Origin of the sequence: Kushneria phyllosphaerae (genome assembly GCF_900312995.1) — a bacterium.
GTDB lineage: Bacteria > Pseudomonadota > Gammaproteobacteria > Pseudomonadales > Halomonadaceae > Kushneria > Kushneria phyllosphaerae.
In genome coordinates this window covers 215,031-230,750 of sequence record NZ_ONZI01000002.1, presented here as the reverse complement: position 1 = coordinate 230,750, position 15,720 = coordinate 215,031, and the positions used below count along the sequence as shown (strand labels likewise).

Genomic DNA, 15,720 nt, shown 5'->3' with positions numbered 1-15,720 from the left:
GTGCCGACACGCACAGCGGTACTTCGTCGCAGTCGTGCCCGAACAGCACCGTGTGCCACCTTAAGTGCGGGGCTCAGTTGGCGTATGATAGTGGCACGTTTTCCAGCCAATGGCCGTTTTCATGACTGTACGCACGCGTATTGCCCCTTCGCCGACTGGGGACCCCCATGTCGGTACTGCCTATGTGGCGCTTTTCAATCTTTGCTTTGCAAAACAGCACGGCGGCGAGTTCATCCTTCGTATCGAGGACACCGATCGGGTGCGGTCCACGTCCGAATCCGAACAGATGATTCTGGATTCGCTGCGCTGGCTGGGTATTGAGTGGTCCGAGGGACCTGACGTGGGTGGCCCGCATGGCCCCTATCGTCAGAGCGAGCGCGGGGACATTTACGCCCTGCATGCTCAAAAACTTCTGGACAGTGGTCATGCCTTCAAGTGCTATCGCACCAGTGAAGAGCTTGACGAGATGCGTGAGGCACGCAAGGCGCAGGGGCTGTTTGCCGCGCTCAAGCCCGAAGACCTTTACCTTGATGAGGCCGAGCACGCCAGGCGTGAGCAGGAAGGCTGGCCGCATGTCGTGCGCATGAAAGTGCCCGGAGAGGGCAGCTGTCGTTTCAACGATCTGTTACGCGGTGAGATCGAGGTGGAGTGGGCCCAGATAGATGCTCAGATCCTGATGAAGTCGGATGGCATGCCGACCTATCACCTGGCCAACGTGGTCGATGACCATCTGATGGGCATTACCCATGTGCTGCGTGGCGAGGAGTGGATCAATTCTGCGCCCAAGCACATCCTGCTGTATGAGTATTTTGGCTGGGAAATGCCGGTACTTTGTCACCTGCCACTGCTGCGTAATCCAGATAAGTCCAAGCTTTCCAAGCGCAAGAACCCAACGTCGATCAACTACTACAAGCGCATGGGCTATCTGCCTCAGGCCGTGACCAATTATCTGGGTCGCATGGGCTGGTCGATGCCCGATGAGCGCGAAAAGTTCACCCTCGATGAGATGATGGCAAGCTTTGACATTCAGCGCATCTCGCTGGGCGGGCCGGTGTTTGATCTCGAAAAGCTGACCTGGCTCAACGGGGTCTATATCCGTGAAGACCTCGATGATGAAGCCCTGATGCGCCAACTGATGCAGTGGGCCTTTAACGAAGAGTACGTCAGCCGGATTCTGCCCCAGGTCAGGCCTCGCGTGCAGACGCTTTCTGAGGTGATGCCGCTTGCCGGTCATTTCTTTGCAGGGCTGCCGAACCTGCAGGCTGCTCAATTTGATGATACCGGCATGGCGCGCGAGCAGATGGTTCGACTCCTGCAGTTTCTGGTCTGGAAACTGGAAGGCGTGACCAGCTGGGACAAGGAAGCGCTTCTTTCAGAGGTCAAACTGCTGTCAGGTTATCTTGAGCTCAAGATGAAGGCCTTTTTGGCTCCGGTATTCATTGCGGTCACTGGCAGCCAGACCTCAACCTCGGTCATGGACGCCATGGTGATTCTGGGCTCGGACATGACCCGAGCGCGACTTCGTCATGCCATTGCCATTCTCGGTGGCGTTTCCAAAAAACAGACCAAATCGCTGGAAAAAGAATATCGGGATTTACCTTCCACTGATGCATAAGGGGCTTGACGCTTTCCAGTACAATCAGTAAGATGCGCCCCGTTCCTGACCGCAGTCAACCTGCACAGGTCGGGGCAGTGGGGCCTTAGCTCAGCTGGGAGAGCGCGACACTGGCAGTGTCGAGGTCAGCGGTTCGATCCCGCTAGGCTCCACCACCTTTTACGTCCCATTCGTCTAGTGGTCCAGGACACCGCCCTTTCACGGCGGTAACAGGGGTTCGAACCCCCTATGGGACGCCACTTCCTGCCTGATCCATTTCAGTCATTGCACCGCGCAAGCACTGCGCTTGATCACTTCCCGAGGCGTCCAGAATTTTCTGCGTCAGGGTCTTGACACCTTCTCTAATTGTCCACCGATTCAGGCTTTCGCCAATCTGTCTTCAAGACAGGTTCAAATGCGATGGCTATCTCATTGTTTTTATAAAAAACTCTTTATATTCAGTTACTTGAAGATGATCAAAAAATATCCAATCTGTCTGAAGCGCCCTGAATATGGCGATTTTGAGACCTTCTTCATACGTTATAAACAGGCTTATCCACAGATTGTGTGGACAATAAAAATCCTGTCTCGAGATGGAGAGATGCCATCCATTGTCAAGCAATAAAAAGCATAATGGAGAGTAGGGCAAGAGTGTCGTAAAGGAGTTTTATGGATACAAAAAAAGGCCGTTGTTGACGGCCTTTTCGAGGTTTGTGCCATTGCTTATGACTGCTCGGGATAGTCCCTTTGTGTATATCCCTTGTAAAGCTGCCTTGGGCGTCCAATGCGACTGCCGTTGGTAATCATCTCGTTCCAGTGAGAAATCCAGCCTGTAGTACGTGCCACCGCAAAAATGACCGTAAACATGTTCTTCGGAATGCCCAGAGCGCGCAGGATGATGCCGGAGTAGAAGTCGACGTTGGGATACAGCTTGCGCTCGATGAAGTAGTCATCCTCGAGTGCGATCTGTTCAAGCCGCTTGGCGATCTTGAGCTGTGGGTCATCGCCCATGCCAAGCTCTTGAAGGACTTCGTCACAGGTTTCCTTCATGACCTTGGCGCGCGGGTCGAAGTTTCGATACACGCGGTGGCCAAAGCCCATGAGGCGGAAGGCATCCTGCTTGTCCTTGGCGCGATCGACAAAGCGCTGAATATTTTCCTCGGAGTCGTCGCCGATTTCGGCAAGCATGTTGAGGACTGCCTCATTGGCGCCGCCGTGGGCTGGTCCCCAGAGTGCGGCGATACCGGCACTGATACAGGCAAACGGATTGGCGCCCGTAGAGCCTGCCAGTCGTACCGTGGAGGTCGAAGCATTCTGCTCATGATCGGCATGGAGCATGAAGATTCGGTCCATCGCCTTGGCGGCCACCGGGTTGATCTCGTAAGGCTCACACGGATTGCTGAACATCATGTAGAGGAAGTTTTCAGCGTAATCGAGATCGTTGCGCGGGTAGACGAAGGGCTGTCCGATGTTGTACTTGTAGCACATGGCCGCAAGCGTCGGCATCTTGGCAATCAGGCGTATGGCAGAGACCTGCCGGTCATGTTCCTGAGTGATGTCCAGGTTATCGTGATAGAAGGCCGACAAGGCGCCTGCAACGCCGCACAGCACGGCCATGGGGTGGGCGTCGCGGCGAAACCCCTTGAAGAAATTGACAATCTGCTCGTGCACCATGGTATGGCGCGAGACACTTTCCTTGAATGCCTCGTAGGCATCCTTGTCGGGAATCTCGCCGTTGAGCAGCAGGTAGCTCATTTCCGTATGATTGGAGTGGGTGGCGAGCTGCTCGATGGGATAGCCGCGGTGCAGCAAAACGCTATTGGCGCCATCGATGTAGGTGATTTCGGATTCACATGATGCGGTAGAAACAAAGCCGGGATCATAGGTGAAATAACCGTGATCTATCAGGCCGCGGACATCAATCACATCGGGGCCAGTGGTGCCCGAATAGATAGGCAACTCGACGGGAGTATCCAGGCCGTCGATTGTCAGTTGTGCCTTTCTGTCAGCCATGAGGCCTCCTCGAATTATATAAAATACTGTTATATCAGGTATGTCCGCCAAATCGTTGGGGCCCACTATTGAGCGGGTGCGACAGTTTGTCAATTCCATGCATGCCCGGGCCCGGGCGCAATGCATTCATTTCATCAGCGCGTAACAAAAAGCTTTTTTTAATGTCTATAGGCCACGACTGTAGCCTGTTTTCCCTCGTTTTTTGAACTTTCCAAACGTTTACAAAAATGTGCGTCAATTTGTCATCCGAACGTCGGGGACATATAATCAATGGCCGCGCGACGGGCGATTCATCGCCTGTCCAGGCGACCTGACCTGATGATAATCGAATCCTACCAAAAACTGCCCGTGGTCTATTCATGCGGGCCGGGAGAGAAAAGCGCCGTGAAGAGTCAACGACCCTTGTCGACTGCCAAGCGTCCGGTGAATCTGGACCTTTCAAGTATCCAGTTTCCCTTGCCTGCTCTTGTATCCATCTCGCACAGAGTGTCAGGCATCATGCTGTTTATCGGTCTGATCTTTCTGATGTGGGCCTTTCAGGTTTCCCTGTCATCGCCCGCCGGGTTTAACACTGTCCGCGAGGCGATGGCCCACGGCTTTTTCGCTCGGCTGGTTCTGTGGGGGCTTTTGTCTGCTCTGGGCTTTCACTTCGTGGCAGGCGTGCGTCACCTCATTATGGACATGGGGCATGGCGAAACACTGGAAGGGGGTCAGCGCGGAGCACAGCTGACCATCATTATCAGTGCATTACTGGTTGTTATGGCAGGAGTCTGGGTATGGTAATCAATATTTTGAATCCGGGACGCAATGGGGTAGCCGACTGGATGATCCAGCGTGCTTCGGCCGTGATCCTGGGCCTTTATAGCATCTTTATGGTGGCGTATCTGTTGTTCAACCCCGACCTGGATTATGCCGCCTGGTCAGGGCTTTTCAGCCACATCTGGATGAAAGTGTTCACGCTGCTGGCGCTGCTTTCCGTGGCAGCCCACGCCTGGGTTGGTCTCTGGATCGTGGCCACCGACTACATCAAGCCCGCCGCCATTCGCTTTGGCGCGCTGCTATTCGTCATCCTGGCCCTGTTCGTGTTTGTGGTCTGGGGTGTGCAGGTTATCTGGGGAGTTTGACATGACACAGTTACGTACCCTGACCTTTGACGCCATCATCATTGGTGGTGGTGGTGCCGGTCTGCGCGCTGCGCTGCAGCTGGCGCAGTCCGGCAAGCAGACAGCGGTGCTGTCGAAGGTTTTTCCCACACGCTCCCACACCGTTTCCGCTCAGGGCGGTATCACCTGTGCCATCGGCAGTGCCGACCCGAACGACGACTGGCGCTGGCACATGTATGACACCGTCAAGGGTTCCGACTATATCGGTGATCAGGACGCGATCGAATACATGTGTAACGAAGGGCCCAAGGCTGTCTTCGAGCTTGAGCACATGGGCCTGCCGTTTTCGCGTTTTGATAATGGGCGCATCTATCAGCGTCCGTTCGGTGGTCAGTCCAAGGACTACGGCAAGGGCGGTCAGGCGGCCAGAACCTGTGCAGCTGCTGACCGTACAGGGCATGCGCTGCTGCATACCCTTTATCAGAACAACCTGAAAAACAATACGGTCTTTCTCAACGAGTGGTATGCCGTTGATCTGGTGCGTAACGCCAATAACGATGTGGTCGGCGTCATTGCCATCTGCATGGAAACCGGCGAGACGGTCATGATCAAGGCCAAGGCCACCGTACTGGCCACAGGCGGTGCCGGTCGTATCTATGCCTCCACGACCAATGCCCTGATCAATACAGGTGATGGTATTGGCATGGCGTTGCGCGCAGGCTTTCCGGTGCAGGACATCGAGATGTGGCAGTTCCATCCAACCGGCATCTATGGCGCCGGGACGCTGGTCACGGAAGGCTGTCGTGGTGAAGGCGGCTATCTGATCAACAAGGATGGCGAGCGTTTCATGGAGCGCTATGCGCCCAATGCCAAGGATTTGGCTGGCCGTGATGTGGTCGCCCGTTCAATGGTACTTGAAGTGCTGGAAGGCCGTGGCTGCGGTGAACATGGCGATCACGTCATGCTCAAGCTGGACCATCTGGGCGAAGACGTTCTCATGAAGCGTCTGCCCGGCATCGTTGAGCTCTCCCGCACCTTTGCACATGTGGATCCGGTCAAGGAACCGATCCCGGTCGTGCCGACCTGTCATTACATGATGGGCGGTATTCCAACCAATGTGAATGGACAGGCGCTGACAGTCGACGCCGATGGCAACGACCAGGTCATCAACGGTCTGTTTGCCTGCGGTGAAGTGGCCTGTGTGTCCGTACACGGCAGTAATCGTCTGGGCGGCAACTCGCTGCTGGATCTGGTGGTCTTCGGGCGTGCGGCAGGCATGCACATCGAAGAGACGCTCAACAAGGGCATCGAGTATCTGGAAGCCTCGCAGTCGGACATCGATGGCGCCATGGCTCGTCTGAATCGCTGGAACGAGTCGGGCAGTGGCGAGACGGTGCCCGAGCTCAAGCGGGACCTGCAGACCATCATGCAGAACAACTTTGGTGTTTTCCGCAAGGAAGACAACATGCAGGAAGGCGTGAAAAAGCTCGAAGAGCTGCGTGAGCGTATTGCCAATGCCTGGCTGCCTGACAAGTCAGACATGTTCAATACCGCCCGTATCGAGGCGCTCGAGCTGGATAACCTGATGGAAGTTGCCGAGGCGACCGCCATTGCGGCCCTTGAGCGACGCGAAAGTCGTGGTGCTCACTCGCGTGAGGACTACCCCGATCGTGACGATGAAAACTGGCTGAAGCATTCGATCTATCATCCGGCGGAAAAAACGCTGACCAAGCGTGATGTCAACTTCTCTCCGAAGACTGTCGATACGCTCCAGCCTAAAATTCGTACCTATTGATGAGGGGATGACCCATATGTCGACATTACAGGTCTCCGTTTACCGCTATAACCCTGAAAACGATGATGCGCCCTGGATGCAGGATTTCCAGATCGATACGCAGGGGCGCGATCTGATGGTGCTCAACGTCCTGCAGATGATCAAGGAGCAGGACAGCTCGCTGGTATATCGTGCCAGCTGTCGCGAGGGTGTCTGCGGTTCCGATGGCATGAACATGAATGGCAAGAACGGTCTGTCATGCGTGACGCCGCTGTCGGAAGTCGTCAAGAATAATCGGCTGGTACTGCGCCCCCTTCCGGGCCTGCCCGTCATTCGCGATCTGATCATCGACATGTCGCTCTTTTACAAGCAGTACGAGCGCATTCAGCCCTATCTGCAAAATGATGAGCGTCCGCCGTCCATCGAACGACTGCAATCGCCGGAAGATCGCGACAAGCTCGACGGTCTGTATGAGTGCATCCTGTGCGCCTGCTGCTCGACTTCCTGCCCATCATTCTGGTGGAACCCGGACAAGTTCGTGGGACCTGCCGGTCTGTTGCAGGCCTATCGCTTTCTGGCGGACTCGCGCGACACGCATACGCAGGAACGTTTGTCAGAACTTGATGATCCGTTCAGCGTGTTCAGGTGCCGCGGAATCATGAACTGTGTCAACGTTTGTCCGAAAGGGCTCAACCCGACTCGAGCCATTGGCAAGATCCGTGAGATGCTGGTGCGCAATACCGCCTGATGCACGGTTTTTGCTTAATATGACAGGCCTTGCTTGTTATCATTGACAGCCTGCCGTCACCTTGCGGGGCGGCGGCAGTCTTTCGAGTCCGAGCTTCGACAATGGCCCGGTAGATCGGGTCAATGGTGATACGGCGAGACTCGTGACTTACATCAAGGTGGTCGCACTGAATGCGATCACTGACCCCACCCCAGACCCAGGGTGATCGAGCGATGCAAGAAGGCATAATGGAGTTGATGTGGCGTACCTCGCACATGAGCGGGAGCAACGCCCATTACGTAGAAGAGCTTTACGAACAGTACCTTTCCGATCCTCAGTCTGTCCCCGATGAGTGGCGACAGTACTTCGACAGCCTCCCCGGCTATGATGGTGGCCCCTCCCGGGACGTTCCCCTTGCCCCGATTCGCGATCAGTTCTATCACCTCGCCCGTGATCGTCGTTCATTGGCGCCGGTGGCGTCAGGTACCGCTGAAAACGAAGAAACCAACCGTAAGCAGGTTCGCGTTCTTCAGTTGATCAACGCCTATAGGTTTAGAGGTCATCAGAAAGCCAACATTGATCCGTTGGGACTGCGGATTGCAGAAACTGTCCCCGACCTTGAACTCTCCTTTCATCAGCTCTCCGATGCCGACATGGATACCGAGTTTCAGACCGGTTCCCTGTTTATTGGCAAGGACAGCGCGCCGCTGAAGGAAATCATTCAGGCGCTCGAGCAGACCTATTGCCGCTCGATCGGCTGCGAGTTCATGCACATCGTCAATACTGAAGAAAAGCGCTGGCTCGAGCAGCGGTTTGAATCAGTGCGCTCCAGACCCGATTATTCGGCAGAGGTGCGCAAGCATGTACTGGAGCGTCTGACGGCTGCTGAAGGTCTGGAAAACTACCTGGCCAGCCGGTACCCGGGCACCAAGCGCTTTGGTCTGGAAGGCGGTGAAAGCTTTATTCCCATGGTGGATGAGCTGATTCAGCGCTCTGGCAATTACGGTGTGCGCGAAGTCGTTATCGGCATGGCTCACCGCGGTCGTCTTAATCTTCTGGTCAACATTCTGGGCAAGAGCCCGAGTGAGCTCATTGACGAGTTCGATGGCAAGAAGATGATCGAGCATGGTTCCGGTGACGTGAAATATCACCAGGGCTTCAGCTCGAATGTCATGACGCCGGGTGGCGAAGTGCATCTGGCGCTGGCCTTCAACCCGTCACATCTTGAAATCGTCATGCCGGTGGTTGAAGGCTCGGTACGGGCTCGTCAGGACCGTCGTGATGACAGCGAAGGCGATCAGGTATTACCGCTGGTGGTGCATGGTGATGCGGCAGTGGCCGGTCAGGGCGTCGTCATGGAAACCTTCCAGATGTCGCAGCTGCGTGGTTACAAGACAGGTGGCACGGTCCACATTGTCATCAATAACCAGGTCGGGTTTACGACATCCCGTCAGGATGATGCCCGCTCTACCGAGTACTGCACCGACATTGCCAAGATGGTTCAGTCGCCAATCTTCCATGTCAACGGTGATGATCCCGACGCCGTGCTGCATGCCACGCAGGTGGCCATCGACTATCGTCAGCAGTTCAAGAAGGATGTGGTCATCGACCTCATCTGCTACCGACGCCGTGGTCACAACGAAGCGGATGAGCCTTCCGGTACTCAGCCGCTCATGTATCAAAAGATCAAGAGCCACGACAGCTCGCGGACGATCTATGCCCGTCGTCTGGTCGAAGAAGGCGTGCTGGATGAGGACGAGGTAAAAGGCCTGATTGACGGTTATCGAGAAGATCTCGATAACGGCAATCATGTTGCCAATGCGCTGGTTCAGGAGCCCAACAGCAATCTCTTTGTTGACTGGACACCTTATCTGGGGCATCGCTGGACCGGTGAATCCGATACCTCCTTTGACCTCAAGCGCATGCAGGAGCTGGCGACCAAGATGTGTGACATCCCCGATGATGTCGACACACAGCGTCAGGTCGCCAAGGTGTATGAAGATCGTCGCAAGATGGTGGCCGGTAGCCTGGGCATCAACTGGGGCTTTGCCGAAACCCTGGCCTATGCAACCCTGATCGATCAGGGGCATCCCGTGCGTCTGACGGGGCAGGATACCGGGCGTGGCACCTTCTCTCACCGTCACGCGGTCGTGCATAACCAGAAAGACGGTTCGATCTGGACGCCGCTTTGTCATCTCAAGCCCAATCAGCCGGACTTCACGATCTATGACTCCTTCCTGTCCGAGGAAGGTGCGATGGCCTTTGAATACGGTTACGCCACGACCACGCCCAATGCCCTGATTGCCTGGGAAGCGCAGTTTGGTGATTTTGCCAACGGCGCTCAGGTGGTCATCGATCAGTTCATTTCCTCGGGTGAAACCAAGTGGGGTCGCCTCTGTGGCCTGACTCTGCTGTTGCCCCATGGTTATGAAGGTCAGGGCCCGGAGCACTCCTCGGCGCGTCTGGAGCGTTTCCTGCAGCTGTGTGCTGAAGAGAACATGCAGGTCTGTGTTCCGACCACGCCGGCGCAAATCTTCCATTTGCTGCGTCGTCAGGTCATTCGCGGGCTGCGCAAGCCTCTGATCATCCTGTCACCCAAGAGTCTTTTGCGTCACAAGGATGCGACCTCTTCGCTGGAAGACCTGTCTGATGGTCGCTTCCAGATGGTCATTCCCGACCAGGGCAAGCTTGAAGCCGAGCAGGTCAAGCGTGTGATCTTCTGCTCCGGCAAGGTTTACTATGATCTTGCCTCGTGGCGTGCAGAAAATGAGCGTTCCGATACGGCCATCATTCGTATCGAACAGCTCTATCCGTTCCCGGAAGAGTCACTTTTGGCTGCCATCGAAAGCTATACCAACCTCGAGCGTGTGGTCTGGTGTCAGGAAGAGCCCAAGAATCAGGGTGCCTGGTACCAAAGCCAGCATCACATGCGCAAGGTGGCTGATCAGGTGAATCCCGGACTGGGCGGTGAGCTCGGCTTTGCTGGTCGTGCCGAGTCAGCGGCGCCGGCGGCTGGATACATGGCAGTACATAGTGAGCAGCAGCGATCGCTGGTAGACAAGGCGTTCAACGGTTGAGCGCCTGAAAGCTCAGGAACATGAGTGCCGCGATTGCCGGCTACCGAGAAGAGGATATTAAGGAATAATCATGGCAACAGACATCAAGGCGCCAAGCTTTCCCGAATCCGTCGCAGAAGGGACCGTCGCGACCTGGCACAAGAAGCCGGGGGACAGTGTCTCGCGTGACGAACTGATCGTTGAAATCGAAACCGACAAGGTGGTGCTCGAGGTTGTGGCACCGGCCGATGGCACGGTAGAAGAAATTACCGTTCAGGAAGGTGAGACCTGTGAGTCCGAGCAGGTGCTGGGCCGTCTGGGCGAGGGTGGCCAGTCCGCGAAGCAGGAAGACAAAAAGGCCGATCAGGGCCAGCAGGAGAAGGCTGCTGAAAGCACCTCGTCTTCTGACAAGCCTGCCGAGGCTTGTGAAAGTGGCGGCCAAAAGCCCTCGGCGTCAGGCGCTTCTGTCGACGTCAAGGCGCCTTCCTTCCCCGAGTCTGTTCAGGAAGGCACCGTTGCCAGCTGGAACAAGAAGGTAGGCGATCCGGTCAAGCGTGACGAAGTGCTGGCCGAGATTGAAACCGACAAGGTGGTACTGGAAGTTGTGGCGCCTTCGGATGGTGCCCTGACCGAGATTCTTGCTGATGAAGGCAGTCAGGTTACCTCCGAGCAGGTACTGGCACGCTTTGGTGAAGGTAGTGGCGATGCGGCGGGGGCTTCTGCTGAATCCCGCGGTGATGACAGCCAGGCTGAATCGGGTGATGCCAACGCCGAGCAGGACGAGAAGGTCGGTGACAAGGTGCTGGCCCCGGCGGCCCGCAAGCTGGTGGCCGAGCATGATCTTGACGTCAACAGGATCGAGGGCACCGGCAAGGGTGGCCGCATTCTGAAGGAAGACGTACAAAAGGCCATCAACGCCGGCAGTGCCAAAAAGGGCGGTGGCGACAAGCAGAGCACGTCCAGCAGCAGCGGCGTCAGCCAGAAGGCCGCCGCGCCTGCCACCGCTGCGATTCAGGGCGAACGCCCCGAAAAGCGTGTGCCGATGAGCCGCCTGCGTCAGACCATTGCCAAGCGTCTGGTACAGGCTCAGCAGACTGCCGCGATGCTTACCACCTATAACGAGGTGGACATGAGCGCCGTGATGGCGCTGCGCAGCCAGTACAAGGATGACTTCCAGAAGGCACATGACGTGAAGCTCGGCTTCATGGGCTTTTTCGTCAAGGCAGCCACCGAGGCGCTCAAGCGCTTCCCGGACGTCAATGCCTCCATCGACGGTACTGATATTGTCTACCACGGATATCAGGACATCGGCGTTGCCGTTTCCACGCCGCGTGGTCTGGTTGTGCCGGTTCTGCGTGACACGGACTCGATGAAGCTGGCCGATGTCGAAAAGAATATCGGTGACTTCGGCAAGCGTGGCCGTGACGGCAAGCTTGGCATCGAAGACATGCAGGGCGGTACCTTTACCATCACTAATGGCGGTACCTTTGGCTCGCTGCTCTCGACGCCCATTATCAATCCGCCGCAAACGGCGATTCTGGGTATGCACAAGATCCAGGAACGTCCGATGGCGATCAACGGCAAGGTCGAGATTCGCCCGATGATGTATCTGGCGCTGTCCTACGATCACCGCATGATCGATGGCAAGGACGCCGTTCAGTTCCTCGTGGCCATCAAGAGCCTGCTTGAGGATCCTGCGCGCTTCCTGCTTGACGTTTGAGCTTGTTAACCCCGCCCGGTCTCGTACCGGGCGGGTTGTTTTATAACGATCACCGGCTGCGTGTCGGGTGATCGACAATGAACCGAACAGGGATACACATGGCTGACAAATTTGATGTCATCGTGATCGGCGCTGGCCCCGGAGGCTATGTTGCCGCAATTCGTGCTGCCCAGCTGGGCATGAAAGTGGCCTGCGTTGAAAAGTGGGTCAACAAGAGTGGCAAGACCGTACACGGTGGCACCTGTCTAAACGTGGGCTGCATTCCCTCCAAGGCGCTGCTGGAAACGTCCCACAAGTATGTTGAAGCTCGCGACGAGTACAGCGAACTGGGCATCGAGGTCAGTGACGTTCAGATGGACGTCAAGAAGATGATGGCCCGCAAGGAAAAGACCGTTGCCAATCTGACCGGCGGCATCAGTGCCCTGTTCAAGGCCAACGGGGTTACCGCGCTTGAAGGTACCGGCAAGCTGCTGCCTGGCAAGAAGGTCGAAGTGACTGACCATGAGGGCAACAGCGAGACGTATGAAGCCGCAAATGTGGTCATCGCCTCGGGTAGTGTCCCGGTCGAAATTCCGCCGGCGCCGCTGACCGAGGGTCTCATCGTTGACTCCTCCGGCGCGCTGGAATTTCAGGAAGTGCCCAAACGTCTTGGCGTGATTGGCGCCGGCGTGATCGGTCTTGAACTCGGCAGTGTATGGAAGCGTCTGGGCAGTGAAGTTACTGTTCTTGAAGCCATGGACAGCTTCCTGCCGGTGGTTGATGACCAGATCGCCAAGGAAACCAAAAAGATTCTGGGCAAGCAGGGCCTTGATATTCGCCTTGGCGCACGCGTCACCGGTACCGATATCAAGGACAACGAAGTTGTCGTGAAATATACCGACAGCAACGGCGAACAGGAACAGACGTTCGACAAGCTGATCGTCTGCGTCGGTCGTCGTCCCTATACCCAGAGCCTGCTGGCTGACGGTACCGGCGTTGAGCTGGACGAGCGTGGCTTTATTCAGGTCGATGACACTTGCCAGACCAACGCACCGGGTGTTTTTGCCATCGGTGACGTGGTTCGCGGCCCGATGCTGGCGCACAAGGGTTCGGAAGAGGGCATGATGGTCGCCGATATCATCCACGGCGAAAAGGCCCAGATGAATTACGACGCTATCCCCAGCGTCATCTATACCGCCCCCGAAGTGGCCTGGGTAGGTATGAGCGAGCAGCAGGCGAAGAAGGAAGGCTTTGAGGTCAAGTGCGGCGTCTTCCCGTTCTCGGCCAGCGGCCGCGCCATGGCCAACAATGCCACCGAAGGCATGGCCAAGGTCGTCACTGACGCCAGCACTGACCGCATTCTGGGTGTCCATATTATCGGCCAGCATGCCGGTGAGCTGATTGCACAGGGTGTGATTGCCATGGAATTTGGCTCAAGTGCCGAAGATCTGGCGCTGACCTGCTTTGCCCACCCGACACTGTCCGAAGCTGTTCACGAAGCAGCGCTGGCAGTGGATGGTCACGCCATTCATATGGCAAACCGCAAAAAGCGTTAATGCATCGACATTGACGTAGAACCTCACCTCGGCCGCGGCTGAGGTGAATCGGGATGGGGTGGCCTGCCAATGGCGGCCGCTCCATCGATCGAGTCCAATGCAACCAATGGCATGAGACGATGAATCTTCACGAGTATCAGTCAAAACAGTTATTTGCTGATTATGGCCTGCCGGTCTCCAAGGGGTACGCGGTAGATACCCCCGAAGAAGCAGCCAAGGCATGCCAGAAAATTGGCGGGGACCGCTGGGTCGTCAAGGCACAGGTGCATGCCGGTGGTCGCGGCAAGGCAGGCGGTGTCAAGCTGGTAGAAAGCCCGGAGGCCGCCAGTGCCTTCGCCGAGCAGTGGCTGGGCAAGAATCTGGTCACCTATCAGACAGATGAAAAGGGCCAGCCGGTCACGAAGATTCTGGTCGAAAACTGCACCGATATCGCCACCGAGCTGTATCTGGGCGCTGTTGTGGATCGTGGTTCACGTCGTATCGTGTTCATGGCCTCCACCGAAGGTGGCGTCGAGATCGAGAAGGTGGCTGAAGAGACACCGGAAAAGATTCTCAAGGCCGAAATCGATCCGCTGGTCGGCGCGCAGCCCTACCAGGCACGTGAGCTGGCGTTCAAGCTGGGCCTGAACAAGGACCAGATCAAGCAGTTCACCAAGATCTTTTTGGGTCTGGCCAAGATGTTTGCCGACAAGGATTTTGCGCTGCTGGAGATCAACCCGCTGGTTATCACTGAAAGCGGCGACCTGCACTGCCTGGATGCCAAGATCAACCTGGACAGCAACGCGCTGTATCGTCATCCCGATCTCGAAGAGATGCGCGATCCCAGCCAGGAAGATGAGCGTGAAGCCAATGCCCAGAAGTGGGAGCTCAACTATGTCGCGCTGGATGGCAACATCGGCTGCATGGTGAACGGCGCAGGCCTCGCCATGGGCACGATGGACATCATCAAGCTCTCTGGCGGTCAGCCGGCCAACTTCCTTGATGTCGGCGGCGGTGCCACCAAGGAGCGTGTGGCAGAAGCGTTCAAGATCATCCTGTCTGATACCTCGGTAAAGGCCGTTCTGGTCAATATCTTCGGTGGTATCGTGCGCTGCGACATGATCGCCGAGGGCATCATGGGCGCAGTAGAGCAGGTTGGCGTCAACGTGCCCGTGGTGGTTCGCCTTGAAGGCAACAATGCCGAGCTGGGCACGCAAAAGCTTGCCGAAAGCGGCCTCAACATCATTGCAGCAACCAGCCTGACCGATGCGGCGCAACAGGTGGTTAAAGCAGCGGAGGGCAAATAATGAGTATCCTGATTGACAAGAACACCAAGGTAATCTGCCAAGGATTTACCGGTGGTCAGGGCACGTTCCACTCGGAACAGGCCATGGAATACGGCACCAACATGGTCGGCGGTGTCACGCCGGGCAAGGGTGGCCAGACGCATCTTGGTCTGCCGGTATTCAACACGGTCAGTGAAGCGGTAGAGCAGACCGGTGCTGAAGCCACGGTCATCTATGTCCCGGCAGCCTTTTGCAAGGATTCCATCCTTGAAGCGGCCAATGCGGGCATCAAGCTGATCATCTGCATTACTGAAGGCATTCCGACGCTGGACATGCTGGATGTGAAGGTCAAGTGCGACCAGCTGGGTGTTCGTCTGATCGGCCCCAACTGCCCGGGCGTGATCACGCCCGGCCAGTCAAAGATCGGTATCATGCCCGGCCACATTCACCAGCCCGGCCGTGTGGGTATCGTCTCGCGCTCCGGTACGCTGACCTATGAAGCGGTCAAGCAGACCACCGATCACGGGTTTGGCCAGTCCACCTGTGTCGGCATCGGTGGCGATCCGATCCCGGGTTCCAACTTCATCGATATCCTTGAGATGTTCGAGAAGGACCCGTCGACTGAAGCCATCGTCATGATCGGTGAGATCGGCGGTACGGCTGAAGAGGAAGCGGCTGAGTACATCAAGGAGCACGTGACCAAGCCGGTGGTTGCCTACATTGCAGGCGTGACTGCACCTCCGGGCAAGCGCATGGGCCATGCCGGCGCCATCATTGCCGGCGGCAAGGGCACTGCGGACGACAAGTTCCAGGCCCTTGAAGCGGCAGGTGTTCGCACGGTGCGTTCGCTGGCAGAAATCGGTGACAAGCTCAAGGAAGCGACCGGCTGGTAAAACAGTGCTGGCGTGTGAGCAAAAAAGGGGGCCATATGGC

Annotated in this window: 11 protein-coding genes and 2 tRNA genes; 12 read left to right on the top strand and 1 reads right to left on the bottom strand. The window is 56.6% G+C overall.

Going from position 1 to position 15,720, the window contains the following annotated elements; genetic code table 11:
- The first annotated feature begins 121 nt into the window (after positions 1-121).
- The 3 genes from gltX to KSP9073_RS06890 all read left to right on the top strand — a co-directional run bounded on the left by gltX (position 122) and on the right by KSP9073_RS06890 (position 1,854).
- The gene (gene gltX, locus KSP9073_RS06900) at positions 122-1,615 is read left to right on the top strand and encodes a glutamate--tRNA ligase (protein ID WP_108842247.1); all 1,494 of its coding nucleotides are present in this window, start codon (positions 122-124) and stop codon (positions 1,613-1,615) included.
- A gap of 79 nt (positions 1,616-1,694) precedes the next feature.
- Positions 1,695-1,770: transfer RNA gene (locus tag KSP9073_RS06895), tRNA-Ala, on the top strand.
- Between the two features lie 8 nt (positions 1,771-1,778).
- Positions 1,779-1,854: transfer RNA gene (locus KSP9073_RS06890), tRNA-Glu, on the top strand.
- A 463-nt stretch (positions 1,855-2,317) separates the two neighbouring features.
- On the opposite strand, the gene KSP9073_RS06880 is transcribed toward KSP9073_RS06890, so the two are convergent.
- The gene (locus tag KSP9073_RS06880) at positions 2,318-3,607 is read right to left on the bottom strand and encodes a citrate synthase (protein ID WP_108842245.1); all 1,290 of its coding nucleotides are present in this window, start codon (positions 3,605-3,607) and stop codon (positions 2,318-2,320) included.
- A 270-nt stretch (positions 3,608-3,877) separates the two neighbouring features.
- Between KSP9073_RS06880 and sdhC the strand changes: the two genes are divergently transcribed.
- The 9 genes from sdhC to sucD all read left to right on the top strand — a co-directional run bounded on the left by sdhC (position 3,878) and on the right by sucD (position 15,680).
- The gene (gene sdhC, locus KSP9073_RS06875) at positions 3,878-4,390 is read left to right on the top strand and encodes a succinate dehydrogenase, cytochrome b556 subunit (protein ID WP_341476549.1); all 513 of its coding nucleotides are present in this window, start codon (positions 3,878-3,880) and stop codon (positions 4,388-4,390) included.
- Complete coding sequence (gene sdhD, locus KSP9073_RS06870; protein ID WP_108842243.1) at positions 4,384-4,731, top strand: succinate dehydrogenase, hydrophobic membrane anchor protein; 348 nt, start codon at positions 4,384-4,386, stop codon at positions 4,729-4,731. Before sdhC ends, sdhD begins: the two co-directional genes overlap by 7 nt.
- Position 4,732: 1 nt before the next feature.
- Entirely contained in the window at positions 4,733-6,505 is a 1,773-nt protein-coding gene (sdhA, locus tag KSP9073_RS06865; RefSeq protein WP_108842242.1) for a succinate dehydrogenase flavoprotein subunit, read from the top strand.
- Positions 6,506-6,521: 16 nt separating this feature from the next.
- Complete coding sequence (locus KSP9073_RS06860) at positions 6,522-7,232, top strand: succinate dehydrogenase iron-sulfur subunit (RefSeq protein ID WP_108842786.1); 711 nt, start codon at positions 6,522-6,524, stop codon at positions 7,230-7,232.
- Between the two features lie 212 nt (positions 7,233-7,444).
- On the top strand, positions 7,445-10,288 hold the full coding sequence (locus KSP9073_RS06855; RefSeq protein ID WP_108842241.1) for a 2-oxoglutarate dehydrogenase E1 component: 2,844 nt from the start codon (positions 7,445-7,447) through the stop codon (positions 10,286-10,288).
- 70 nt (positions 10,289-10,358) lie between these two features.
- Positions 10,359-11,987, top strand: coding sequence for a 2-oxoglutarate dehydrogenase complex dihydrolipoyllysine-residue succinyltransferase (odhB, locus tag KSP9073_RS06850; protein ID WP_108842240.1), 1,629 nt, complete (start codon positions 10,359-10,361; stop codon positions 11,985-11,987).
- Positions 11,988-12,085: 98 nt separating this feature from the next.
- Positions 12,086-13,522, top strand: coding sequence for a dihydrolipoyl dehydrogenase (gene lpdA / locus KSP9073_RS06845; RefSeq protein ID WP_108842239.1), 1,437 nt, complete (start codon positions 12,086-12,088; stop codon positions 13,520-13,522).
- Between the two features lie 119 nt (positions 13,523-13,641).
- Complete coding sequence (gene sucC, locus KSP9073_RS06840) at positions 13,642-14,808, top strand: ADP-forming succinate--CoA ligase subunit beta (protein ID WP_108842238.1); 1,167 nt, start codon at positions 13,642-13,644, stop codon at positions 14,806-14,808.
- Positions 14,808-15,680 carry a succinate--CoA ligase subunit alpha gene (gene sucD, locus KSP9073_RS06835; protein ID WP_108842237.1) on the top strand — a complete coding sequence of 291 codons (873 nt, stop codon included), beginning with the start codon at positions 14,808-14,810 and terminating at the stop codon, positions 15,678-15,680. Before sucC ends, sucD begins: the two co-directional genes overlap by 1 nt.
- Positions 15,681-15,720 lie beyond the last annotated feature (40 nt).

Excerpts from the sequence above, each read along its gene's own strand:
- gltX (WP_108842247.1), top strand. The coding sequence starts at position 122 with ATGACTGTACGCACGCGTATTGCCCCTTCGCCGACTGGGGACCCCCAT.
- KSP9073_RS06880 (WP_108842245.1), bottom strand. The coding sequence starts at position 3,607 with ATGGCTGACAGAAAGGCACAACTGACAATCGACGGCCTGGATACTCCC.
- sdhC (WP_341476549.1), top strand. The coding sequence starts at position 3,878 with ATGGCCGCGCGACGGGCGATTCATCGCCTGTCCAGGCGACCTGACCTG.
- sdhD (WP_108842243.1), top strand. The coding sequence starts at position 4,384 with ATGGTAATCAATATTTTGAATCCGGGACGCAATGGGGTAGCCGACTGG.
- sdhA (WP_108842242.1), top strand. The coding sequence starts at position 4,733 with ATGACACAGTTACGTACCCTGACCTTTGACGCCATCATCATTGGTGGT.
- KSP9073_RS06860 (WP_108842786.1), top strand. The coding sequence starts at position 6,522 with ATGTCGACATTACAGGTCTCCGTTTACCGCTATAACCCTGAAAACGAT.
- KSP9073_RS06855 (WP_108842241.1), top strand. The coding sequence starts at position 7,445 with ATGCAAGAAGGCATAATGGAGTTGATGTGGCGTACCTCGCACATGAGC.
- odhB (WP_108842240.1), top strand. The coding sequence starts at position 10,359 with ATGGCAACAGACATCAAGGCGCCAAGCTTTCCCGAATCCGTCGCAGAA.
- lpdA (WP_108842239.1), top strand. The coding sequence starts at position 12,086 with ATGGCTGACAAATTTGATGTCATCGTGATCGGCGCTGGCCCCGGAGGC.
- sucC (WP_108842238.1), top strand. The coding sequence starts at position 13,642 with ATGAATCTTCACGAGTATCAGTCAAAACAGTTATTTGCTGATTATGGC.
- sucD (WP_108842237.1), top strand. The coding sequence starts at position 14,808 with ATGAGTATCCTGATTGACAAGAACACCAAGGTAATCTGCCAAGGATTT.